23 protein-coding genes are annotated in these 24,342 nt (G+C 43.8%); 14 read left to right on the forward strand and 9 right to left on the reverse strand.

Translation table 11 applies throughout. The annotated features are described in order from the left end of the window. Positions 1-206 precede the first annotated feature (206 nt). Both JMX95_RS04825 and JMX95_RS04830 read right to left on the reverse strand, forming a co-directional pair. Positions 207-968, reverse strand: coding sequence for a phospholipase D family protein (locus JMX95_RS04825; RefSeq protein WP_201560150.1), 762 nt, complete (start codon positions 966-968; stop codon positions 207-209). 146 nt (positions 969-1,114) lie between these two features. After that, a complete protein-coding gene (locus JMX95_RS04830) occupies positions 1,115-2,854 on the reverse strand; it encodes a glutamine--tRNA ligase/YqeY domain fusion protein (protein WP_201560151.1) in 1,740 nt (579 codons plus the stop codon). A gap of 273 nt (positions 2,855-3,127) precedes the next feature. Here JMX95_RS04830 and JMX95_RS04835 point away from each other — a divergent pair, with 273 nt between their 5' ends. After that, entirely contained in the window at positions 3,128-3,643 is a 516-nt protein-coding gene (locus tag JMX95_RS04835) for a peptidylprolyl isomerase (RefSeq protein ID WP_201560152.1), read from the forward strand. Positions 3,644-3,744: 101 nt separating this feature from the next. Further along, on the forward strand, positions 3,745-4,599 hold the full coding sequence (locus JMX95_RS04840) for a UDP-2,3-diacylglucosamine diphosphatase (RefSeq protein ID WP_201560153.1): 855 nt from the start codon (positions 3,745-3,747) through the stop codon (positions 4,597-4,599). A gap of 132 nt (positions 4,600-4,731) precedes the next feature. Here JMX95_RS04840 and orn read toward each other — a convergent pair whose 3' ends face one another. Continuing rightward, positions 4,732-5,319 (reverse strand): oligoribonuclease, encoded by a 588-nt coding sequence (gene orn / locus JMX95_RS04845; protein ID WP_045446983.1) that lies wholly within the window; start codon positions 5,317-5,319, stop codon positions 4,732-4,734. A gap of 220 nt (positions 5,320-5,539) precedes the next feature. On the opposite strand from orn, the gene rsgA reads away from it, so the two are divergent. The 4 genes from rsgA to secB all read left to right on the forward strand — a co-directional run bounded on the left by rsgA (position 5,540) and on the right by secB (position 8,495). Next, positions 5,540-6,643, forward strand: coding sequence for a ribosome small subunit-dependent GTPase A (gene rsgA / locus JMX95_RS04850; RefSeq protein ID WP_201560154.1), 1,104 nt, complete (start codon positions 5,540-5,542; stop codon positions 6,641-6,643). A gap of 194 nt (positions 6,644-6,837) precedes the next feature. Beyond that, positions 6,838-7,293, forward strand: coding sequence for a rhodanese-like domain-containing protein (locus JMX95_RS04855; protein WP_045446990.1), 456 nt, complete (start codon positions 6,838-6,840; stop codon positions 7,291-7,293). A gap of 317 nt (positions 7,294-7,610) precedes the next feature. Then, the gene (grxC, locus tag JMX95_RS04860) at positions 7,611-7,874 is read left to right on the forward strand and encodes a glutaredoxin 3 (protein ID WP_045446994.1); all 264 of its coding nucleotides are present in this window, start codon (positions 7,611-7,613) and stop codon (positions 7,872-7,874) included. A 168-nt stretch (positions 7,875-8,042) separates the two neighbouring features. Beyond that, the gene (gene secB / locus JMX95_RS04865) at positions 8,043-8,495 is read left to right on the forward strand and encodes a protein-export chaperone SecB (RefSeq protein WP_045446997.1); all 453 of its coding nucleotides are present in this window, start codon (positions 8,043-8,045) and stop codon (positions 8,493-8,495) included. Positions 8,496-8,736: 241 nt separating this feature from the next. Here the strand turns inward: secB and adk are convergent, their stop codons facing one another. The 6 genes from adk to JMX95_RS04895 all read right to left on the reverse strand — a co-directional run bounded on the left by adk (position 8,737) and on the right by JMX95_RS04895 (position 15,729). Then, positions 8,737-9,393, reverse strand: a complete 657-nt coding sequence (gene adk, locus JMX95_RS04870) for an adenylate kinase (RefSeq protein WP_055123793.1) — start codon at positions 9,391-9,393, stop codon at positions 8,737-8,739. 220 nt (positions 9,394-9,613) lie between these two features. After that, entirely contained in the window at positions 9,614-10,894 is a 1,281-nt protein-coding gene (gene ccmI, locus JMX95_RS04875; RefSeq protein WP_201560155.1) for a c-type cytochrome biogenesis protein CcmI, read from the reverse strand. Further along, positions 10,891-11,385, reverse strand: coding sequence for a cytochrome c-type biogenesis protein (locus JMX95_RS04880; RefSeq protein ID WP_413786817.1), 495 nt, complete (start codon positions 11,383-11,385; stop codon positions 10,891-10,893). Before JMX95_RS04880 ends, ccmI begins: the two co-directional genes overlap by 4 nt. A 65-nt stretch (positions 11,386-11,450) precedes the next feature. Then, on the reverse strand, positions 11,451-12,110 hold the full coding sequence (locus JMX95_RS04885) for a DsbE family thiol:disulfide interchange protein (protein WP_201560157.1): 660 nt from the start codon (positions 12,108-12,110) through the stop codon (positions 11,451-11,453). A 1-nt stretch (position 12,111) separates the two neighbouring features. After that, positions 12,112-14,142 carry a heme lyase CcmF/NrfE family subunit gene (locus JMX95_RS04890; RefSeq protein ID WP_055123789.1) on the reverse strand — a complete coding sequence of 677 codons (2,031 nt, stop codon included), beginning with the start codon at positions 14,140-14,142 and terminating at the stop codon, positions 12,112-12,114. Between the two features lie 252 nt (positions 14,143-14,394). Beyond that, the gene (locus tag JMX95_RS04895; RefSeq protein WP_201560158.1) at positions 14,395-15,729 is read right to left on the reverse strand and encodes a hypothetical protein; all 1,335 of its coding nucleotides are present in this window, start codon (positions 15,727-15,729) and stop codon (positions 14,395-14,397) included. Positions 15,730-16,207: 478 nt separating this feature from the next. Between JMX95_RS04895 and mrdA the strand changes: the two genes are divergently transcribed. From mrdA to scpB, 8 genes are all read left to right on the forward strand, one after another. Next, on the forward strand, positions 16,208-18,193 hold the full coding sequence (gene mrdA / locus JMX95_RS04900) for a penicillin-binding protein 2 (RefSeq protein WP_087815528.1): 1,986 nt from the start codon (positions 16,208-16,210) through the stop codon (positions 18,191-18,193). Between the two features lie 36 nt (positions 18,194-18,229). After that, positions 18,230-18,916 (forward strand): 16S rRNA (guanine(966)-N(2))-methyltransferase RsmD, encoded by a 687-nt coding sequence (gene rsmD / locus JMX95_RS04905; protein WP_201560159.1) that lies wholly within the window; start codon positions 18,230-18,232, stop codon positions 18,914-18,916. Between the two features lie 210 nt (positions 18,917-19,126). Then, on the forward strand, positions 19,127-19,555 hold the full coding sequence (gene rplM / locus JMX95_RS04910; RefSeq protein WP_045447009.1) for a 50S ribosomal protein L13: 429 nt from the start codon (positions 19,127-19,129) through the stop codon (positions 19,553-19,555). Between the two features lie 10 nt (positions 19,556-19,565). Beyond that, a complete protein-coding gene (gene rpsI, locus JMX95_RS04915) occupies positions 19,566-19,952 on the forward strand; it encodes a 30S ribosomal protein S9 (RefSeq protein WP_045451158.1) in 387 nt (128 codons plus the stop codon). A gap of 231 nt (positions 19,953-20,183) precedes the next feature. Next, positions 20,184-21,275 carry a lipid A biosynthesis acyltransferase gene (locus JMX95_RS04920; RefSeq protein WP_201560160.1) on the forward strand — a complete coding sequence of 364 codons (1,092 nt, stop codon included), beginning with the start codon at positions 20,184-20,186 and terminating at the stop codon, positions 21,273-21,275. Between the two features lie 155 nt (positions 21,276-21,430). Next, on the forward strand, positions 21,431-22,531 hold the full coding sequence (locus JMX95_RS04925; protein WP_201560161.1) for a tryptophan--tRNA ligase: 1,101 nt from the start codon (positions 21,431-21,433) through the stop codon (positions 22,529-22,531). A gap of 158 nt (positions 22,532-22,689) precedes the next feature. After that, a complete protein-coding gene (locus tag JMX95_RS04930; protein WP_201560177.1) occupies positions 22,690-23,496 on the forward strand; it encodes a segregation and condensation protein A in 807 nt (268 codons plus the stop codon). A gap of 136 nt (positions 23,497-23,632) precedes the next feature. After that, entirely contained in the window at positions 23,633-24,178 is a 546-nt protein-coding gene (gene scpB, locus JMX95_RS04935; protein WP_413786818.1) for an SMC-Scp complex subunit ScpB, read from the forward strand. Positions 24,179-24,342 lie beyond the last annotated feature (164 nt).

Genomic DNA, 24,342 nt, shown 5'->3' on the forward strand with positions numbered 1-24,342 from the left:
AATATCCAAAGATATTCGCGTGCTCTATTATTATCAACGTACTTTTTATTATCAACGTGCCCTGTCAGATATTACACAATAACTCAAAGCACGTCAGTAAAAATCCTATTTTATCTTAGCAAACTGGTTATGACTGTCTTGTGAAGGATTGTAATACGGTTATTCTGTTTATTACTAGGTAACTTAGCATACACTTAGCGAATGAATCAAACCACCATTCCAGAATCCCACAAACAAAAATCACCGAATTTACCTTTTTTACTGGTACCACCTGCTGCACGCCCAGCATCTGTTAATGTAAGCTGTCCTTCTTGCTCTTGTAAATATCCCGCTGCAAGCAACTTATCATTTAACTCTTGGGTCTTAAAACCCAGCTCTTTGGCAAGCTTCGCAGTCGTTAATTTAGAGTAATTAGGCGTTGCCGCTTCTGTAGTAGTAGGTGCGACCGTTGTATTAGCATTATTGCTGGGCATTGTATGACTGGCAGTAGCAGTATTATCAGTCCTACCATCAGATTCAGTCACTTTTTCAAGCGACATGCGCACTTCATCGCTGATACGAATAATGCGCTGTGCCTCCTCATAAGTATCGGCATATAGTTTGGCATCTTCATTACGATAAATCAGCACGCCCATTTCATTATTATTGACTTGGCTAAATTCATAAAGGTTCAAACTGGTAATAATGCATTCGTTTTCATTCAGATAACACTTAGCATGCAAATTTTTACAAAAACTGGTACGAATAAAAGTCAGATTTTTGAGCCAGTTTATTTCTTCTGGGTGCAAATCATTCTTGCCATAAACGATTCTAATATCAATTTTGAGACGATTACGATCTTCTAGCAACTCTTTAATACGCTCATTCAGCTTTAAATAGGGACTGATGATAATCAACCTATCAGACGCATTTTTAATCAATTCTTCTAAATGGTAAGTCGTGCCACTGCTGTTTAAAAATTTTGCCATTATTATTTCCTCAAATCTTACGATCAATCACTTTATAATCATGCACAAAAAAGCCCATCCCTAGCGTACTAGAAATGGGCAAGCTTGCAAACCACTATTGTTCAGTAGTTTTTCAAATAAGCACTAATGCCGTTAATAGTGATAAATTAAGCTGGCTTATAGCTGTCACGCAAGCTGACGATTTGGTTAAAGACTGGTTTGTCAGTGCTATGGTCTTCGCTATCAGAGATAAAGTAACCTTCACGCTCGAACTGGAAGCGTGTGCCAGCGTCCGCATTCACCAATGACGGTTCAACCACGGCATTGAGTTCAGTCAACGAGTTAGGATTTAATGCTTGATGGACGTCAGCGACGCCACTTGGGTCTTCGACACTAAATAACTGCTCATACATGCGCACCGTTGCTGGGATGCCTTGGCTAGCTGATACCCAATGAATCACGCCTTTAACCTTACGACCTTCAGGATTTTGACCCAAAGTCGCCGGATCAATCGTCGCTTTTAGTTCGACCACATTGCCCGCTTCATCCGTAATGTGCTCAGTCACTGCCAATACATAGGTATTACGCAAGCGGATTTCTGGCTTTTCTGGCGATAGACGCTTATACCCTGCTGGCGGCTCAATCTCGTAATCGCCTTGATCGATATAGATGGTCTCAGTGAAAGGAATTTCACGCTCGCCCATATCGACATTAGGATGATTTGGCTGCGTGAGCCATAAAGTCTGTGCATCATCGTCCCAACGCGCATTAACGCTATCAGCCTTTTGCGACTCCCAACTGCTGACCGCTTCAGCAAAGTTGGTAATGGTCACTTTTAATGGCTTAAGTACCGCCATACCACGACCTGTGGTCGTCTCTAATGATTGACGAATGCTAAATTCTAATAAGCGAAAGTCAACGACGCTGTCTACTTTGGTTACACCAACACGCTCACAAAAATCACGTAATCCCTCTGGTGTATAACCACGGCGACGCATGCCAGCGATCGTCGGCATACGCGGATCATCCCAACCACTAACGATATTTTCGTCAACCAACTGTTTAAGCTTACGCTTGCTGGTCAAGGTATGATCGACATTTAAGCGGCTAAATTCATACTGGTGCGGTGGTACATCAAAGCCAATTTTGTCAATGACCCAATCATAAAATGGACGATGATCTTCAAACTCCAGCGTACACAATGAATGGGTAATGCCTTCGAGTGCATCAGAGAGCGGATGGGCAAAATCGTACATCGGATAGATGCACCATTTATCGCCTGTTTGATGATGCGCTTGATGCATGACGCGGTAAATGACAGGGTCACGCATATTCATGTTTGGGCTTGCCATATCAATCTTGGCGCGCAACACCGCTTTTCCTTCCGCAAACTTGCCTTCTTTCATGTCATTAAAGAGGGTCAAGTTTTCTTCAACACTGGCAGAACGATGTGGTGATGCTGTGCCTGCCTCATTGAATGAGCCACGGTTTTCTTTAATTTGTTCAGGCGACTGTAAGTCTACATAGGCATCGCCCTGCTCAATCAACTGCACAGCCCATGCATACAACTGGTCAAAGTAACCTGACGCATGATGCGCCTCTCCTGCCCACTCAAATCCAAGCCATTTCACATCGTTCTCGATGTTGTCGATGAAGTCTTGCTTTTCTGCGGTTGGATTGGTGTCATCAAAACGTAGGTTACAAACACCACCAAACTCTTCGGCCACGCCAAAGTTTAGGCAGATAGATTTTACGTGCCCCAAGTGCAAGTAGCCGTTTGGCTCTGGCGGAAAACGCGTCACGATTTGTGGGTATTTTTGCGCCTTGACATCGTCACGAATGATATTGCGAATAAAATCGTTTTTTTGTTCGTCTTTTTGTGCATTGTTGCTTGAGTGCTCACTCATCGGGCATTGCTCCTAACGCAAATTGTCAGTTCATGCTACGTGCCATCACGCAGCATGGAAAATTCAAACCAAATCATTAAAAACAAGTTATTAAAAATGATAATAAAAAGCTAAAGTTGCGTTATTCTATCAGCTTTTGCGAACGCATTAACAGCCTGATACATGACACGAGATAAAAAAGCCGTTAGACTAGCCCTAACTTTTTAACCACCAACTTTTTAGCCACCACTTAACAGCGTCATTTTAGGCGCTGCAATCAAAGAGGAATATCACATGGTAGACATGCCACCAGTAGTAGAACTAGACACCAATATGGGTGCGATCGTTATCGAACTCAATGAAGAAAAAGCACCAAAAACCGTTGAAAACTTTTTAAACTATGTAAAATCTGGTCATTATGACGGTACGATTTTCCATCGCATCATTGACGGCTTTATGATTCAAGGCGGTGGAATGGACGCTGAAATGAATGAAAAAGCGACCAATGCTCCAGTTGAAAACGAAGCAGACAACGGTCTAAAAAACGACGCTGGTACGATTGCAATGGCACGTACGCAAGATCCGCATTCAGCAACCAGCCAGTTTTTCGTTAACGTAAAAGACAACGATTTCCTAAACCATTCTGGCAGAAACATGCAAGGTTGGGGCTACACCGTATTTGGTAAAGTAACAAGCGGTATGGACGTGATTGAAAAAATGCGCGGCGTACCTACTGGTCGTTTCGGCATGCATGCTGATGTGCCAAAAGAGCCAGTAGTTATCAAATCAGCGACTATTATTACTAAATAACTGTCTCTCAGTAATCATTCTTCAATAGTTATTACTCAGTAGCGATGAGTCAGTAAAAGCTTACGAATCGTTACTGTTTAAAATTACGAGGATAAGGATAAATGCAAAGTTTTGACCACCTAATTACCACCAGCCCTCATGAAGTGCGGCAAGTATTGATTAGCGATTTGCATTTATCGCCTGAAGAGCCTGCCTTAGTGCAGGCTTTTTTGGCGCTGCTTGATGATTGCCTGGCTCTGCCTGCGCTCAAACGCTTGTTTATTTTAGGTGATTGGTTTGAAGTTTGGCTCGGTGATGATTTTTATTTGTCTTTATCCGAAGAAGAACGACAAAGTCATTGGCTCACTCCGCTTATCGTTAAATTAAAAAAACTACGGGTAGCTGGTTGCGAGATTTTGGTCATGCATGGTAATCGTGATTTTTTGTTAGGTCAGCCATTCTGCAATCTATTTGGTGGCGAGCTTATTTATGAGCCGTATACTTTAACTGTCGGTCAGCAAAGCTATCGCTTAGAGCACGGTGATGCCTTGTGTACTGATGATAAAAAGTACCAGTTTTTTCGCAAAATCATGCGTAATCGTTTGACTCAGTGGTATTTGCTCAATCAATCGTTAGAAAAACGCTTAACCATTGCCGATAAAATGCGCCAAAAAAGCCAGCAGAATAATGCCAATAAAGCGGCGTATATCATGGATGTCAATGAAGATGCTGTGATACAAGCAGTGGCTGGTAGTGATGCTATACTACATGGTCATACCCATCGTCCAGCTATTCATCACGCGACTCATGATAAAAAACGCTACGTGCTCGGCGACTGGAGATTATTAGATAAAGATATTCGCCAGCCAAAAGTAAGTGCGGTGATTGGCGCAGTCACAGGCGACGAGCACTCAAATGACAGTTTTAATAGTAATGCTGCTGAATTTAGATTGATTGAATTTAAATCGCTCATTTAATGTCATTTTTTTTGAGCGCCTCTGAACAATAAAAAAGGTCTGTTGAATTATCAACAGACCTTTTTTATATAAATGACACTGCATGATTGACGCGCATCTAAGTGTCAAACTATTGATCGCTCAACTCTTACTTTACGGTATTAATTTAAAGAAATGCTGACGATAATGCTTTAATTCACGAATAGAATCACGGATGTCATCTAACGCTAGGTGACTGCCACCTTTTTCAAAGTTTCTGAGAATATCAGGACGCCAGCGGAAGCAAAGCTCTTTAATTGACGAGACATCCAGATTGCGATAATGGAAGAATTTTTCTAATTCCGGCATTTGACGCGCCATAAAGCGGCGATCTTGACAGATGGAATTGCCGCACATTGGCGACTTACCACTATCGACCCATTTATTGAGAAACTTAATCGTCTCAGCTTCGGCCTCTGCCAATGTCACGGTACTACGGCGGACACGGTCGACCAATCCTGACTGACCATGCTGCTTGGTATTCCAATCATCCATTTTATTCAACGTTTGATCCGATACTTTTATAGCGAACACTGGCCCTTCGGCAAGGACATTCAAATCTTCATCAGTGACAACGGTAGCAATCTCGATAATCTCGTCATTCAAGGTATCCAGTCCGGTCATTTCTAGGTCAATCCATACCAGCCCTTTTTTGCCTTGGTTTCTGATTTTAATCTTGTTGGGGTGGTCACCGGTACTCATAAAATATCCTATGGTCAATAAAGTTTAGAACAACTTTGGAGCAATATTAATTAAATAAATCGCCTGTCAATGTTCATCGCTAAGTAGCAAAACGTTGCATCTACTGATTTATAACCCTTAAAACGTTACAAAATCTCTGTCTGCAGCAGGCGCTTTAGGCTGTATGTTATCAAACTTTCACGCTACACTTAGCAATATTTTTTTAATAGGTTCAAAACCCATGGCATTAATTCGGCAACGCAAACTGACTAAGCAACAGATTCGTCGCATCGACAAACAACAGCTGGCAAGTCAAGACAGCATCGATGACAGTTTGATGGATGGCGTGGTCATGGCGCATTATGGCAAGCAGTTGGAAGTACAAGTGACCAGCTTGCCTGCGGTGATACCTGTGCAGCCGGAGATTGCACCCGATGATCCTGAACCGTTTTGGCAAGAGCTGGCATTAGGCGATATTTGGCGTTGTCATGTGCGTACCAATTTACCGATGCTAGCCGCTGGTGACCAAGTACGCTGGAGTGCTGACCCTAATACTGGCTTTGGACGTATTGAATCGGTCAAGCCGCGTACCTCTCTGGTCTCGCGTCCTGATCGTTATCATAAACTTAAACCTGTCGCCGCCAATGTCGATATTTTAGCCATTGTCTTCGCGCCGCTACCTGCTGCCGCGCCAACCCTCATCGATCGTTATTTGGTCGTCTGTCATCATGCTGGCGTAAAGCCGCTGTTGGTGCTTAATAAAGCCGATTTATTGGCAGAAGAAAACGGCGTCGATACCAAAGAATTACTGGCACAATATGCTTCTCTCGGTTATGAGAGCGTTCTCACCTCAGTCGACTGCCCTGAAAACGTCGCGGATAGCGATGAGCAAGAAGGGCTGAATGAATTAAAACGTTATATCGATAAAAAACTGGTTATTTTTGCGGGGCAATCTGGTGTCGGTAAAAGCAGTTTAATCAATGCACTACTACCTGAATCGGCACAAAGCGTCAATATCATCTCTGATAACTCAAAACTTGGTCAACACACCACCACCACCAGTCGCTTATTACCATTTAATCCAGCTGACTTGACCCAAGGCGGTATCGTCGATACCCCAGGTATCCGCGAGTACGGCATTTGGCATCTCACACCCGATGATATCATTTCAGGATTTGTAGAGCTTGCACCGTTATCTGGCAACTGTCAGTTCCGTGATTGTCGTCATACTCACAACAGCAAAGGCTGCGCACTATGGCAAGCGGTTGCTGACGGCGTGGTATTGCAGCGCCGTGTGGAAAACCTCGTTACCCTAAGAGAAGAGGCAGATACTAAGCCCTATTAATACGGGCAGTATTAATATTGGCAGTATTAGTATCCGCCTTATTAATCGTAATCGCTGCCTTATGGGTCGTTAATCGCTTGGTTGACCATCGCCCGTTTACTATGGATGGTCTAATCGGTATAATAGCGCCTTGTTCAGTATCGTTAGGCTGTCTTCTCAGCTTAACCGAACACTTATTTTTTTGGAGGTATGGTTTGGATCGTGCGCTGGAATTTGTGGGCAACCACCCGTTTTTATTTGGTATATTAGCCGTACTTGCCGTGCTATTTTTTACGATTGAAAACAAACGTAGTGGCAGAAAAATATCGCCCAATACCTTAGGTATGATGGTTAACTCGCAAAACGCGCAGCTAATCGATATTCGTGCCAAAAAGAAGTTTGAGACTGGTTACATCCAAGGCAGCCGTAACATACCGTTCACCGAGCTTAAAGACCGCTTAGAAGAAATCCGTGCAATTGAGCAGCCAGTGATTATCATTTGTGATATGGGTGTGCAAGCAGGCGCGGCGATTCAGATGATCGGCAAGGACAGTGTCTATCGCTTAGAAGGTGGTATCGGCGGCTGGCAAGCAGCGGGCATGCCATTGGTTGGGTTAAAAGATGCAAAGCCTAAAAATAAAGGCAAAGCCAAACCAAGTCTACATAAGTAGTCCGCTATACTGCTGTTTAAAAATATTTAGCCCGTATCAATTGACATATGATTGAGGGGCGTTGAATATTCACAAATAAAAAAGACACCTTATCGATAGGTGTTTTTTTGTTTGTGGCATTTGTGCTACTGTCAGCGCTTTTATACTCAAACATCTTGAATTTGCTCTGCTCATCCCCACTTTAATAACGAGCATTACTGAATCTATCTTCAATTTACTTGCTGGTAACGGATTATAAGAATTTTTATCAAATAATTATTTATAATACTTTTTATAATAAAACGATTACCTTCTAAACTTATAAATAAGGATTTACCATGACTGTCGCTGTTAAAGTTTATACGACGCCTATCTGCCCATATTGCTCAAACGCCAAACAACTCTTAAAAACTAAAGGCGTTGACTACGAAGAAATTGGCATGCACGATATGAGCCGCGAAGAGCGTCAAGAATTAATGAAAAAAACCAATAACTATCGCACTGTGCCACAAATTTTCGTCGGCGAGACCTTTGTCGGTGGTTTTGATGAGCTCAATCAAATGAACCAACAAGGCAAACTTGACGAGCTATTAGCAGGTTAATCTGCTACTTTTCGTTGCTGTCTGTCTTTGCCTGTGCAATGATAGACAGCGGCAAAGATAAAAGAGAGTAATAAAAACATCCAGATTTTGTCTCGATTTATATTACAATGAACTTTTATTAAAATGACAGTTTGTCCAACTATTTGATTAACTTTTAGAGGATTTATCATGGCTGAAGAACAAGCACAACCACAATTAGCACTAGAGCGTATCTACGTAAAAGACATGTCACTTGAAGTCCCAGGCGCTAGTGTGTTCACCAAAGAGTGGAACCCAGAGCTTGATATCAATTTGTCTAGCAACGCTGAAAAACTGGATGACGATCATTATCAAGTCATCTTAACGGTGAGCGTTACAGCAAAAAATGCGGAAGAAGCGGCATTTATCGCTGAAGTGCATCAAGCAGGTATTTTCTTATTGAAAGACATCCCAGAAGACCAAATCGGTCAAATCTTAGGTGCATACTGCCCGAACGTTTTGTTCCCGTATGCTCGTGAAGTCATCAGCGACATCGTAACGCGTGGTAGCTTCCCGCAGTTATTGCTAGCCCCTGTGAACTTTGATCAAGCTTACGCACAAAGCCAGCAACAAGCACAAGTTGATGCTGAAGGTAATGCATAAGTTTTAAGCAAAAATGTGCTAGCTTTATTCGCAGTATAGTTTGATAAAAAAGCCGCTTACTCATTACGAGTGAACGGTTTTTTTGTGAATGCTATTTAAGCGCTTACTCAAAAAAATCGTTGAGCAATGAGAGTTCTGCTTAGTAATATTGTAAGACAGATAGTTAAAACCGTCAGACATAAAAAAACCCTGCTAATAAACAGGGTCTTCAATCACGTCATCAATTATTTAAAATCGATGATTAGCCTTTTAACGCTGACAAGATTTGTTGTTTAACATCATCGATGCCTTGCGTGCCATCAAACTTATCATAATTAGGGGCATCGGCACCTTCTTTGGCCTTATCTTGATAAAAACCAACAAGCGCTGATGTTTGCTCATGATAAGTCGCTAGACGATCACGAATGGTAGATTCTTTATCATCTTCACGCTGGATTAGCGCTTCACCTGTCACATCGTCGATACCCTCAACCTTGGGTGGATTGTGATCAACGTGATAAACGCGACCTGAACCAGGATGTTGGCGACGACCAGATAAGCGCTTGACAATCTCGTCATCCGGCACGCTGATTTCGATTACATGATCGATAGCAACGTCAGCATCTGCAAGTGCTTGAGCCTGTGGAATCGTACGCGGAAAACCATCCAAAATACAACCATTGGCACAATCAGGCTTAGCGATACGTTCTTTCACTAGGTTAATAATGAGGTCATCAGAAACCAAACCACCAGCATTCATGATGTCTTTGGCTTTTTTGCCAAGCTCGCTGCCTTCTTTGATTGCTGCACGCAGCATATCGCCAGTTGAGATCTGCGGGATATCATATTCTTTAGAAATAAACTGGGCTTGGGTACCTTTACCGGCGCCTGGTGGACCTAGCAAAATAATACGCATCATTACACGATTCTCCTTAATAGATAGGATTTTGGGACTAATAAAACTCAGGGATTGGTTGTTTGCCAAGCTACCTTACCTTGTGGCTTGGCAAAGCTCAAGTATTTTCATTATTTGCAGTGATAAGTTGTCATGACTTATCTGTTCATATAATGCTGTTGCGCGCTGCTGTATCGGACAACAGCGCTTACGTCAGAGGTGCTGACAACAACAGATATAAATACTATGGAATTTGTTGATTGATTTCAACATTGACCTGATTTTGTTCCGCACCAATCACCACAGGATTACCTGACAAATCCCCTGACTCTGCACTGGCAGTACCACTATGGCTGATACGAGCGATGACAGCCAACTGAACTTTATCCGCTCTCGCCGATTTCAAAGTACGTTCAGGCATCATGGCATCCAAATCGCTTAGGCTAATGCTGGCTTCACCTTGCTTGATAACACTGATAGGCAAACGTTTGGCAGCAAATGGTGGTCCACCATTGACATCACGTATGGCGACAAACAACACATCGTCGGCTTTAACTAACGGCAGCAGGCTAGCATTAATCGTAACAGTCACTTCAACACCTTCAGAGGCTTGCTGTTGCTGAGCGGTGACATTAGCACTTAGCTCATCTAGACTCGCCAATGCTTTGGTATGATCACCAGGTTTAGCCGCAATACTTTCACGTAGACGCTTAATCCAGCCTTGTGCTTGATCGAAATTACTACTCCGTGCCTCACCCATTGCCATGAGCATTTGCGCGCCCTCATGCTCTGGATTTTTAGCCAACACGTCTTGTAGCACTCGGCGACTATTAGCGTCTAATTGGCCTTTATTGGCAAAGAAGCTAATCTGTGCATAGGTGGTTGCAATCTCTTCATTGTCTGGTGACAAACGATAAGCACGCGACAAGGCTTCAATTGCGGAGTCAGTGGCTTCTAATGATAAGAATAATTCTGATAAACGCATCCAGCGATCTGGATCATCAGCATGACGATAGACATTGGTTTGCATGGCACTAATCAGCTGTTGACCATCTTCAATCGCCCAAGCAGGCGGCTGATCAATCTTACCCGTTAATAAGTCATCAGCCACTTGACCCACTTTGTCTTCAGCTGCCCAAAGCTCGAACACAGGCGTACGATCGCCGACCATCAAATACGCCATCGCTGCCAAGACAGGCACCCAGACAGTAATAATCAATCGGCTTTTGATGCCAGGCGCGACCATCGGTGTGACTTCACGCTGAGCATCCAATAACTGGCGTTCAAGCTCCAGTTTTTGGTTCTGGTAATGGCTGTCATCGATAGTGCCATTGTCTTTATCTGTTTTTAGTTCTGCTAGACGCTCACGGAACACAGCAACGTTGATATCCAAAAGCTGATTGTCCATAGGCTTTTCTGGCGAGCGTGATGCTCGCAGCCAAGGCATGATAGTAATAACAGCGAGTATTAGGGCGATGAGTAAGCTTAGAGCAATAAATAAGCCCACAGTAGAGAATATGGTCATTTTTTGTCCTTGAGGCTTGTAATATCATGGTCGTTTTTTTCATCGCTCGAAGCACGTGATAACAGACGATCAATCTCGGCTTTTTCGGCCGCAGATAGAGCAGCAGCCGTACTATTGACCGTTACCCCGCTTTCACCACTAGCGACAAGCTGACGTCGTTTGCTTTGCCAGAACCAGCCTATGAGTAAACTGATGAGTAATAGTGGCGGAAAAAACCACAAAATCCACGTTGATGGACGGACAGGCGGCTTATAAGTGATGAAATCGCCATAACGTTCCTGCATATAAGCACGAATCTCGCCATCACTACGACCATCTTTTATCAAATCATAGGTTTTTTGCTTTAGATCTTGAGCAATGGGCGCATCCGATCCTGCAAGATTTTGGTTTTGACATTTTGGGCAACGCAGCTCTTCGATGAGACCACGATATTGGGCTTCTTGCTGCACAGAATCAAAGTCATAGACCTCAATAGCAGCATAGCTTGCCATACTTATTAGACAAGCTATTAATAAGCTCGAGACTTTTAACGTAACGGCTGTTATTTTTTTGGCTATCATTTACACGCCTCCGCAACCTGAGTCGGATCTGGACTGACGTCATTATTATTGGCTTCATTGAGCACCATCAAGCAAGGCGTAATACGACTTTGCCAGTTGCTTTCATTGATCTCACCAATGATGTGCTGACGAATAATACCATTACCATCGACTACGAAAGTCTCAGGCGCACCCGTCAAACCTAAGTCCAAAGCAAACTGACCAGATAAATCCTGAATGGACATTGAGAACGGATCGCCACCTCGGTTTAAGTAGCCTAGAGCATCACCAATATCATCTTTATAGTTGACCCCGACCAGATTGACACCGCGCTCCTCTAGTTGCATAAGAAAAGGATGCTCAATAATACAAGTTGGGCACCAAGAGCCCCAAATGTTCATCAAAAAGGGCTTATCAGGCAGATTCTCATTGGTCATGATACGACTGGTATCTGATAATAACGGCAGCTCAAAAGCGGGCACTGGGCGCTCAAGTGCCGTATTGGTAACGATATCCGTCGGCTTACCCAAACGCAGATATAGCATGATGATTAAGCCAATGAAAACGATCAGTGGAATCAAAAACCATAGCTTAAGTTGCTTTTTATTCATGGTTTTCGTGCCACCTACCTTATCTTGCTTTGCATTTTTCTCAGGGGATTGGTTTGATGTGCTCATATTAATTATCCCCTGTCTTTAATGCTGACGCATCCAAATCGGCGACGGTGGTAAAGCCTGCTTTATTCGCCGCAATTTGTGCAGGTGTCTTGGTTTTCTTAATACGATAGCGATGATCAAGAATACTCAGTACTGCACCAAAAGCCATAATCAGAGCGCCTAGCCATATCCAGCGGATAAGCGGTTTCACATAAATACGTACTGCCCATTCGTTGCTATCTTCGGCGATAGGTTCGCCCAGTGCCACATAAACATCACGCATGAGGCTAGCATCAATCGCGGCTTCTGTGACTGGCATCATACTAATGATGTAATTACGTTTTTCAGGATACAGAGTGGTCACAGCACGGCCATCTTTGCTGATTTCAACCTCAGCTTGGGTGGCATCAAAATTACTGCCTTTGACTTCACGAAAGCCTTTAACGGTAAAGTCATAGCCTTGGACATGAACACTATCGTTTGGTCCAAGCGCGACATCACGTTCAATACTTAACGTACTGGTAAATGCGACGCCGATGACGGCAATAATGACGCCGATATGAGCGGTCTGTTGACCCCAATAGCTCAGACGTAACTGGCGTAACCCTTTAACAAAATTGGGTGCGTTTTTGGTTTTGTCTTTGAAATCAACCACCATCCATAGCAGTACCCAAAAACTGACCGCCAAGGTAACGCCAATATTAAGCATCGCAGACGGGCTCACAAAATACGTGATAACTGCCGCAAGCACTAAACTACTGGCGGCAATGACCATACCAGCGCCCAATAGCGGACGGCTGTCTTTTTTCCAGCGAATGTTCGAGCCCATACCCATTGCCACTAATATCAGCCACGTTAGCGGTACAAATAGCGCATTAAAGTAAGGAGGGCCGACAGACACCTGACCTAAATTAAAGGAGTCAGCAATAATAGGATAGAGCGTGCCGAGTAGTACGACCAAAGTCGAAATCAAAATAATAACGTTGTTAATGACTAAAAATGACTCGCGTGAGATCAGTTGATATTGACTTTCGACCGTTAAACGCCAACCACGTACCGCAAACATCAACAAGCCACCGCCGATGATCACACCGAGAATAACTAGAATGACCAGACCACGCGTTGGGTCAGCGGCAAACGAATGCACCGAGGTAATAACGCCAGAACGCACGAGAAAGGTGCCCAATAGACTGAGTGCGAAAGCAAAAATCGCCAGCATAATCGTCCATGCTTTAAAGACACCACGTTTTTCTGTGACGGCAAGCGAATGTAGCAGCGCTGTACCAGCCAGCCATGGCATCAATGAAGCGTTCTCTACTGGATCCCAGAACCACCAACCACCCCAGCCAAGCTCATAATAGGCCCACCATGAGCCAAGCGCGATACCAACGGTCAAAAAACCCCAAGCCGCCAATGCCCACGGACGCGACCAGCGTGTCCACACTGCATCTAAACGACCTTCCCACAATGCCGCCATACAAAAGGCAAACGGCACGACCAAACCCACATAGCCCATATACAGCATCGGTGGGTGAATAATCAAACCGAAATCTTGTAGCACAGGATTTAGATCCGCACCATCAACAGGCAAGTTTGGCAATGTACGATCAAATGGCGACGAGGTAAAAATCAGCATCGCTAGCATCATCATCTGCACGCCAGCCAAAATTACCAACACTCGCGCACGCATAGACAGTGGCAAGCCACGGCTAAAGTAAGAGACCAGTGCACACCAAGTAGCCATGATGGTCATCCAAAGCAGCAATGAACCCTCGTGACCACCCCAAGTTGCCGACAGCTTATAATACCAAGGCAACAGCGTATTAGAATGCTGAGTGACATAGACGAGGCTGAAGTCATTGTAATAAAAGCCTGCCATCAGCGCGGCAAATGATGTGATCATGGCAGCAAATTGTGCCCACGCCAGACTTGGTGCCAAACGCTGCCACGCAACGTGGTCACGCATGATACCGACGGTTGGTAATACCACCTGCAAAATCGCCAATATAAAGGCGGCTAGCAAGGCAAAATAACCCAATTCTGTGATTAACATACGGTCTAACCTTGTTTACCTTAATACGGTCATTGTTTATTTTAGGGATTGGTTTTTTAGGATATTCGAAAGTATCCAGTAATCGTTACTACGAGTATTTATACTGCTGGTCTTTATTAGTATTATTTATTATAAAAGCGCCATTAGCCATTGCAGCTGAGGGCGCTTACAGCAAGGTACATTAGCGTCAACTTGTCACGTTTCTGTATCCACTCTGTATGCGATGTGTATAAAGACATAAAAAATGCGTCATTACTGAATCGCAGGAAAAAACACTAAGACCAGATGCAACCAGCCTGCTAAAAACCCTGTCAAACCACCCAACACGATTAACGTCATCTCATCTTCACGAAAAGCGGGACGTAATAAGTTCTGAAACTCATCTGGCGTCAGCGCGCGAATACGGTCACGAAACAGCCCAAATATTTTACTGGCACGGCTTTCATTGAGCTCAGGATCTCGCAATGGCACCATTGTCGCAACAATCGACTTATCAATGATGGTGTTTTTTAGCTGTCCATATTCGCGGCGACCCAAGCCTAGACGCAGTGTCGTACTAATCACTGGCGACTCTAGCACTTTATATAAATGCGACTTCATCAACTCACGCGTTTGCGCAGCACGGTCGCCATACATCATCTCATTCATGATGTTCTCAAGCGTCACCAAATCTTTTACGACAATCTCAGCAAAAACCTCAGAAACTTCCTCTTGGCGTTTCATAAAACCGCCTTGCAAACGATACTGGGCGATATGTGGTAATTGCAGTCTAATAAAGGGAAAGCGACTCTGGACGGCAAAAAATTTCACATAAGGAATAAATCGCGGCTCTACAGGATTAAACACCATCCAAATAGCAATCCAATTGGTAAGAAAGCCCCAAATCGCGGCAAAAAACGGCACTGTCCAATGCTGCGGCACCACCAAAAATATAAACATTTGGATAATACCGAAGACCAAACCAATCAAAGCACTGATATGCCAAATAAAATCGATCTCTTTTTGACCAACCTTCAAAAACATATTGACCATTAAACGACGATCACTTTCCATCGTGTTAACAATCATTTTGCGCATATCAACCAAGTCTTCGACGTTATGGGTCAAGTCAGTCACCAAAGACTGCATGATATTGGGCAGCTCTTGATGCGCTTGAGCGTAGACACGGCGCTTCAACGCATAAGGCAGATTACCCCACAGCGCTGGCGAATGATCCAACATGATTTCATCAATCAATGCTTCAAGGTTTTTGTCCACGGTATCCGTGATAAATACCGCCATCTGCTCAGGTTCCATCGCCTGAAAAAACTCATCAAGCGAGCCCAGCTTTGACAGCGTTTGATCCACGATAACGCCTGATATCTTGCCAGCCTTTCGTGGGACGATACCTTGCCAGCCAATACCCGGCAACCCAAAAAACGGGAAGTTTGGAATACGAATACCCCGAAACTTAATCGGATAGAACAGCATTTTAAGCGCCATCCACACGTGTATCCATGTGACAAATGCTGTCACAGGCGGAATAGTCAGCATGGCAAAAAACTCTGGGTGTTCAGCTATTGTCTGCCACAATGAAGTTGCATCCATGACTTATCTTGCCCCTGACAGGTTAATTGTCGTCGCTAATTAAAAAGGATTAGCAAATTAGAACGCTTAACAAAAAGCCGCTCTGCCCATGATAATTATTATCAAATAAATCGCCTGATTTTAGCATACTTGCCATTCATTAGCACACGTCGAGCCTAGGTAAGTTGTGACTAGGGATGACACGTTTTACTATTACTTTCGATAGTAACAATATGAATATCATCTACAGGCGCTTTAGATAATAACGACCACAAAATAAATGGCGGTGTACTGCGGCGGCTCATTTGTTCTGTTATAATTTGTGATTGTATGACCGCACATCGCTGTATATAGATTGAGGGATTATTATTTCAACTCATATCAGTCCATGTAATTGAAATTCTTATTATTATCCTTTATGCTCGCCGCACTTTGGTGAACGACCCTGCCCTTTTACTCTCTTTTATTGACTCACTGACCGTTTGGGCTCTTACTTTCTATGAATAAACCGCTAACTCCCAATACTGAACAGGTCAATCGTGTTTTCACCAGTCGTATTATTATCCTTGGAATTCTGATATTCATTGGATTGAGCGGCTTGATCGTGCGTTATGGTTACCTGCAAGTCTATGCGCACGATAAGTATACGACGCAAGCAGACAATAACCGTATTAAGCTGATCTCTGCACCGCCCAGCCGCGGCTATATTTATGATCGCAATGGGATCATACTGGCAGACAACCAGCCCGTATTTACGGCCATGTTAAGCCCTGATGAAGTCGAAAATCCAGAGCGTACGCTAAATTTGCTTGCGCCTATTTTTGAGCTAACAGATGAGAATATTACCGATATTTTAGCGCGACTGAGTAAAAGCAAAAACGATCCTGTGACCATCAAAATTGACTTAACCGATGCCCAATTGGCGCAGTTTAGTGAGCGCAAACCCTTTTTTCGCGGTGTGACCATTCAAAGCAAGCTGACACGTTCATACCCTTATGACGAGCTATTTGCACACGTCATCGGCTATGTTGGGCGTATCAATGATAAAGAAACCAAACGCATTGACAAAGATCGCTACGCTGGCACTGACCTTATCGGTAAAATCGGTATCGAAGATTATTACGAGGATATATTGCTAGGGCAACCGGGTTATCAGTCGGTAGAAACCGATGCTCTTGGCAATATTTTGCGTCAATTAGACACTAAACCACCCGTAGCTGGTAATGACATTACGCTGAGCTTAGATTATGGCTTACAACAAGTCGCCCAGCAGCAGCTAGACGGTCGTCGCGGCGCTATCGTGGCAATCGATCCAAAAAATGGCGATGTATTGGCGTTTGTCAGTAATCCAAGCTATGACCCCAACCCTTTTATCTCAGGCATCTCCTTTAAGGATTATGGCAATCTGCGTGAAGATCTGGATCAGCCGCTCTATAATCGTGCGCTACAAGGGACATACCCACCCGGCTCTACGATTAAACCTTTTGAAGGCTTAGGCGGCATTCATTATGGGCTGCGCAATTGGGAAACCACTATCTATGATCCCGGTTACTTTAGCTTACCAGGAGACTCACATCGATTCCGTGATTGGAAGCGCGGTGGTCACGGTACGGTAGATCTCAAAAAATCTATCGTGATGTCAGTGGATACCTATTATTATAAATTGGCTTATGAGATGGGTATTCAGCGCCTACATGATTGGATGGCACGTTTTGGATTTGGTGAACCAACAGGTATTGATTTGCCCAATGAAAAATCAGGAATTATGCCGTCACCAAAATGGAAAAAAGACACCTATGATAAAGGCTGGTTACCGGGTGAAACCATCTCAGTCAGTATCGGGCAGGGTTATTTCTTAGCCACACCATTACAGATTGCCAATGCAACCGCCATGACAGCGAACAAAGGCTATCACATTACTCCGCATCTACTAAAAAGTAGCGATGGTGCAGCACAAGTTAACGTAATCACCAAACCCGATGGTAAAATCGAATATAACGGCAAACCGTCTGACTGGCTACGTATGCACGATGCGATGGAAGAAACCGTCAAGGCAGGTACCGGACGTGGGATTTATACGCCTCGCTATCGTATTGCGGGCAAAACGGGTACTGCGCAAGTCAAGTCCATTGCGCAAGGCAAACGCTATGATAAATCTGCCATAGACAAACGTCACTGGGATCACGCGTGGTTCAATGGTTTTGCACCCGTAGAAAATCCTGAGATTGCGCTTGCAGTACTGGTTGAAAACGGTGGCGGTGGTAGTGTGGTTGCAGCACCTATCGGTCGCGCACTATTTGACTACTGGATATTACAGCGCAAAAACGACCCTATCTTGCCACCAACGGCTGACCAATTAAAAGTCATCAAGCGCCAAAAAGCTTTTGAAAAATTGATGCGTGATGCCCAGCGTGAAAAAGAAGAAAAAGCGCTAGAAGAAAAGGCAGAGGTGGAAGCAGCCACAGCCACCACGACCTCTGAGTAAAAGTACGCTAAACGAGATACGGTAAATATAAATATTATGAAAAAATCTATAAGAAGCCGCGAGCATAGGAACAATCATAAGAGCAAAAATATAGCTGCGGGCGACGTGCGGATCATTGGTGGTCAGTTTAAACGCCGTGTTGTACGTTTTATCGACGCAGAGGGTCTACGTCCTACCCCAGATCGCTTGCGAGAGACGCTGTTTAGCTGGCTACTTCCTGATATTCATGGCGCTTATGTGCTTGATAGCTGTGCTGGTAGCGGTGTCTTAGGTTTTGAAGCACTGTCTCGTGGTGCCGCGCACGCCACCTTTATCGAAATAAATCCTGCGCAAAATAATATGCTGCGTCAAAGTGCTGAACAGTTGCATCTGAGCGCTGATACCCATCAAATTATCCAAGGCACCGCAGAAAGAGTATTGATGCAAGAACAGATTGTTCCGCGCCCTTTCAATATTGTATTCATCGATCCACCGTATGCTCAAGATCTGTGGCAACCTATTTTAATAGCACTGATTACCCAGTCGTTAATTGATAGTGAAACCCTGATTTATCTAGAAGCGGATAAAGATTTAGAGAGCCAACTGAAGCAACTGGAAGAGACGCTTAATAAAAATCCAGATATCCAATCAGGTACTATTCAGCAAATAATCCGCTTTGAATGTGTGAAACAGACCAAGGTTGGACAAGTTGTTGCTGGACTTTATCGTTTATCATCGTCATAATTGTCGGGTTAATGAAAGCCGTTAACAAATTTTACCAATGTTTAGAACCGCTAAAAACTGGCCAACGCTGCAGTTTAATGTATATAAGGCGAAAATAAACCCCAATGCAGCTTGCAAGCGTAGGCACTACTGCTTATAATGTGCAGTCTGTTTTTTGAGAGCCCCGTTCCCAGCTAAACTCTCAACGAATTCTAATTTTAAGGTTTTATCATGAAAACACTTAGTGCAAAACCAGCTGAAGTGACCCATGACTGGTATGTCGTAGATGCTGACGGCAAAACCCTTGGTCGCTTAGCCACTCAAATCGCTAGTCGCTTACGTGGCAAGCATAAGCCTTCTTTTACGCCGCACGTTGACACTGGTGACTTCATTGTTGTCATCAATGCTGATAAAATCACGGTAACGGGTAAAAAAGCGCAAGATAAAAAATACTATCGTCACAGTGGCTACCCAGGTGGTATCAAGGAAACCAACTTCAGTAAGTTGCTTGCACATAAGCCTGAAGATGTTCTACACAAAGCAGTTAAGGGTATGCTTCCAAAGGGCCCTCTTGGCTATGCGATGATCAAGAAGCTGAAGCTATATGCGGGTACTGAACATCCACATACTGCACAGCAACCTAAAGAACTAGACATCTAAGGATATACTTATGGAACGCAATTACGGAACTGGTCGCCGCAAGACGTCTACTGCTCGTGTCTTTTTAGCTAAAGGTACTGGTAGCATCGTTGTTAACGGTAAGCCACTTGATGAGTATTTTAGCCGTGAAACTTCACGTATGGTTGTTCGTCAGCCTCTAGAATTACTTGACTCACCTACTGCTTATGACCTTTACATTACTGTAAAAGGTGGCGGTATTAGTGGTCAAGCTGGCGCAATCCGTCACGGCATCACGCGTGCATTGATTGAGCTAAACGAAGCCAACAAACCTGCACTAAAAGCAGCTGGCTTTGTTACTCGTGACTCACGTCAAGTTGAACGTAAGAAATTGGGTCTACGTAAAGCACGTAAACGTCCACAATTCTCGAAACGTTAATCAAAGCTATCTCTTATCTTTTTGCGGCTGTTGTCTTTATCTCAGAGCGACAGTCACAATATTAAAGAAAAGAGTAGATTTGCAAAACCTTATAAGCTGTCCGCAGCTTATAAGGTTTTTTTATGGCTGATGACTTTTGCATTTGCTCGTGATTTTGTGCGTCACTCACCTTGCAAAGCAATGCTGACTACCCCATCATGATGATAACTTTTCATTATTAGTAACAATTTTATGAAAGCGCCTGAACAATACGACCCCAGCAAACCACCTACCAAAAGCAGCCTACTACCGTCAAGTACGCAGCAGCCTGCTAAGTCCCCAACGATACCTGCCGGCATGCCAACGATTACCCAAAATCATAAGCGCACAGCACCCATAGAAAAAAAGCCTTTTCAATGGCAGTTTTTGTTGCCTAAATATTGGGGCATTTGGCTATTGGCAGCAATAATCTTACCCATCATATATTTGCCGCTACGTTGGCAGTTTTGGCTGGGACGTCAGCTGGGCATATTTATCTATAAAATAGCAGGCTCACGTCGGCGTGATACGCTTATCAACTTGAAACTGGCTTTTCCAGAAAAACCAGACGTCGAGCGCGAATTGATGGCAAAACAAGTTTTTGTCAATCAGGGCATTGGTGTGTTTGAAACTTTATGTGCTTGGTATCGTCCAAATGTTTTTACTCGTACCGTTTCAATTTCGGGATTACAGCACGTTGTCAATGCACAGAATGAGGGTCGTCCTGTCATTTTACTGGGCGCTCATTATACGATGCTTGATCTGGGCGGCATGCTCTGTACGCAATTTTTTCCGATGGATGGGATGTATCGACCGCAGAATAACGCGCTACTTGATTGGTTTGTTTACAATGGTCGTGCCAGTATTCTGAGCAAGCAAATAGCCAGTCGTGACATGCGCAGTTTTGTTGAGTCAATTAAAGCTGGTCATGTGATTTGGTACTCACCTGACCAAGATTATGGACTAAAACAAGGCGTTATGGCACCATTCTTTGGTGTGCAAGCAGCGACTATTACAGCATCACGGCGCATGGCAAAGTTAGGCGACAAGGCACATCCACCCGCATTAATGGCGCTGCATACTTACCGGCAGACACCAGACAGTTTACCCAGAGGCAAACGCCCGCACTATCATCTAACGATTACCCCAGAAATTCAAAACTATCCAAGTAACGATGAATTGGCTGATGCGACGCGAGTCAATGAGTTGCTAGAGGGATTGATTCGTATTGATCCCACTCAGTGGATGTGGTTCCATCGTCGCTTCAAAAACGGTCCTGATGGTCGTACTGATATCTATAAGTAAGCGTGTATTGCTACGAAAAATCGTCAGAAAATTTGCTATACTTTGCAGCTTATATTTCTTATATTACCTACATATAAATAACAATGAATTTATAATAAATTGAAAAACAAAACTTTTATAAATAAAACCTTGATGAACCAAATAATGGATTTACCATGAATAACACTCATACTTCTGATAACCAAAGTTCTGACAACCAAGCTCCTGATCACTCAACGCAAGCCAAGCGCATTTTGACGGGCATCAAACCGACGGGTACCTTGCATTTAGGAAATTACGTTGGCGCGATTCGTCCAGCCATTCAGTCTATCCAAAACAGTGATGACGAAGCATTCTTTTTTTTAGCAGATTACCATGGCATTATCGGTTGTTATGATCCTGCTATTATTCACGAATCGACCAAAGCCATTGCAGCGACTTGGCTTGCCTGTGGACTTGATCCTGAGCGCGTCACTTTTTACCGTCAATCAGATGTGCCGGAAATACCAGAGCTTGCTTGGATTTTGAACTGCTCATGTGCCAAAGGTTTAATGAATCGTGCTCATGCTTATAAAGCAGCTGTTGATATTAATATGAAAAAAGAAGACGTCGATCCTGATCAAGGTATTAATATGGGATTGTTTGGCTACCCTGTACTCATGGCAGCAGATATCTTGATGTTTAATGCCACACATGTACCTGTCGGTCGCGACCAAATTCAGCATGTTGAAATGGCACGTGATATTGCTGGTACCTTTAATCATCGCTATAAAACGCTCTTTACCTTACCATCTGCCGTTGTAGATGACGATACCCCATTACTAACGGGTTTGGATGGTCGCAAGATGAGTAAGAGCTATGGCAATACCATTCCGCTATTTGGTGATTCTAATCCACAAGTTAGCGCCGAAAAGCAGATGCATAAAGCCATCATGAAAATTGTGACCAACTCACAATTACCTGCTGAGCCAAAAGATCCTGACGATTCGGCTATTTTTGAGATTTACAAAGCCTTTGCTACTCCTACAGAAATTGCTGATATGCGCGCGCAGTTTGCTGCTGGTATTGGCTGGGGCGATGCCAAGCAAGCCCTGTTTGAGAAAATAAATACGGAAATAGCACCCTTCCGCGCGCGTTATGAGCATCTTATGGCTAACCCAAAAGAGCTAGAAGAAATCTTACAAATGGGGGCAGAAAAAGCCCGTCGTCATAGCCGTAAGCAACTAGACAAGACTCGTCGTGCCATTGGTATCCGTCCACTTGCCAAACTTAAATAATCATTTGATTATGTTAACCAAGATGGATGCTAAGCGTGCAGACTGAGCTAAAAAATGAACAAGCGGCTTTACCAAAAGCCGCTCTTCTTCTAACTGTGCCTCAAGCCTCTGATTCTTTAGATACTAAGCGCGCACACGACGGCTCAGTTATTAATGATATGTCTTTACGCATTTACCAGACATCCGTACAACATCTACCAGAAGATCTCTATGTGCCGCCGCAAGCCTTTGCCATTTGGCTTGAGCAGTTTGCCGGACCATTAGATTTCTTGCTATATCTGGTCAAAAAAAATAACGTTGATCTGACCCAAATGCCTATACTACCCATAACGGAGCAGTATTTGGCTTACATCAGCGAATTAGATACCGAGCATTTTGAATTGGCAGGCGATTATCTGTTGATGGCGTCCACGTTGATTGCCATTAAAACCGAGCTATTGCTGCCCAAGCCTGAAACTCCGAGCGATGAGCGTGATCCAAAAGCAGAACTGATTGAGCGCCTTGAAGAATATGCGCAAATCAAAGTAGCCAGTCAACGCTTAGATAATCTGGTACGTCTTGAGCGTGATGTGTTTTTAGCCATGGTCAGTATGCCCGGTCAAGACGCCATGAATGCGGAACTACCTAGCTATTCGCCAAACCTTTTGATTGACAGCCTATTTAAAATGCAACTGCAGCCCGATTATCAAATGCATACCATCAAAGTCGATGCTGTTCCCCTTGCTGATCGTATTGCCAGTATTAGCCGACAGCTCAGTACGGATGGCGAGCGCTCTTTTTATGAGCTACTAGATAAAACACAAGGTAAAATAGGTGTGGTTGTCAGCTTCGTCGCCATACTAGAGCTGATAAAACGACAGTTGGTTGGTATTATAAATACTGATTTAGAAAGTCATCCTACTACTGACAATAATGATGCTGAAGACCGTCATATTAAACCCTTAACGTTACAGTGGTTGGCATAGTTATTATTCACCTATCTATTCCTATAAATATCGATACACATTATCATTTAAAAAGAGTCGCTTTCTAATGACAGATACTGACAATACCAAGCAAGATCATGACAAACCATCCTCATTATCGACCGCTTTACTGTCATTGACCGAAGAGCAGCGACAGCATCTAGAAGACTTAAGCAAGCATATCGAAGTGCTATTACATGCGTCAGAAGCGCCCCTCACCGCCACTGTCTTAAGAAAACACCTGTCCTTAACGGCTAAAGAGCTAACACAGGCTTTGGCGCTACTAAGACAACGCTTAGATATGGGCGTGCTAAGCTTGCACGAAACTGCTAGCGGTTATCGACTGCAAATCGCGAATAACTATAGTGCTTTAATTCAACGCGTCTTCCCGCAGCGCCAAGAACGCCTGAGCCAAGCCTTACTTGAGACGCTTAGTGTGATTGCTTACAAGCAGCCAGTGACTCGTAGCGACATAGAGCACGTGCGCGGTGTGACGCTATCCAGCAATATATTGCGCCAGCTTTTTGATAAAGGCTGGATTGAAGAGAAAGGTTACAAAGAAACCTTGGGTCGCCCAGCATTGCTACATACCACGCCACAATTTTTAGATGCCTTTGGACTGAGTGAGTTGAGCAAGTTACCACCGATGCCAGATATGAGCGCCATCAAAGCGATGTCTTAAGCCTTTAGAGCGTTAAGCATTTAAAACATAGTATAGAAGAGATTTAGCAGTATTTTCCAGAGAATCTTCATTCAAAAAAAAGACAGACCGCATAGGATCTGTCTTTTTTATTTAATCAATAAAGTCTTTGATTAGCCATTAATAATTGGCTCTTGATAACGGCC

Origin of the sequence: Psychrobacter sp. NC44, assembly GCF_904846655.1 — a bacterium.
Taxonomy (GTDB): Bacteria; Pseudomonadota; Gammaproteobacteria; order Pseudomonadales; family Moraxellaceae; genus Psychrobacter.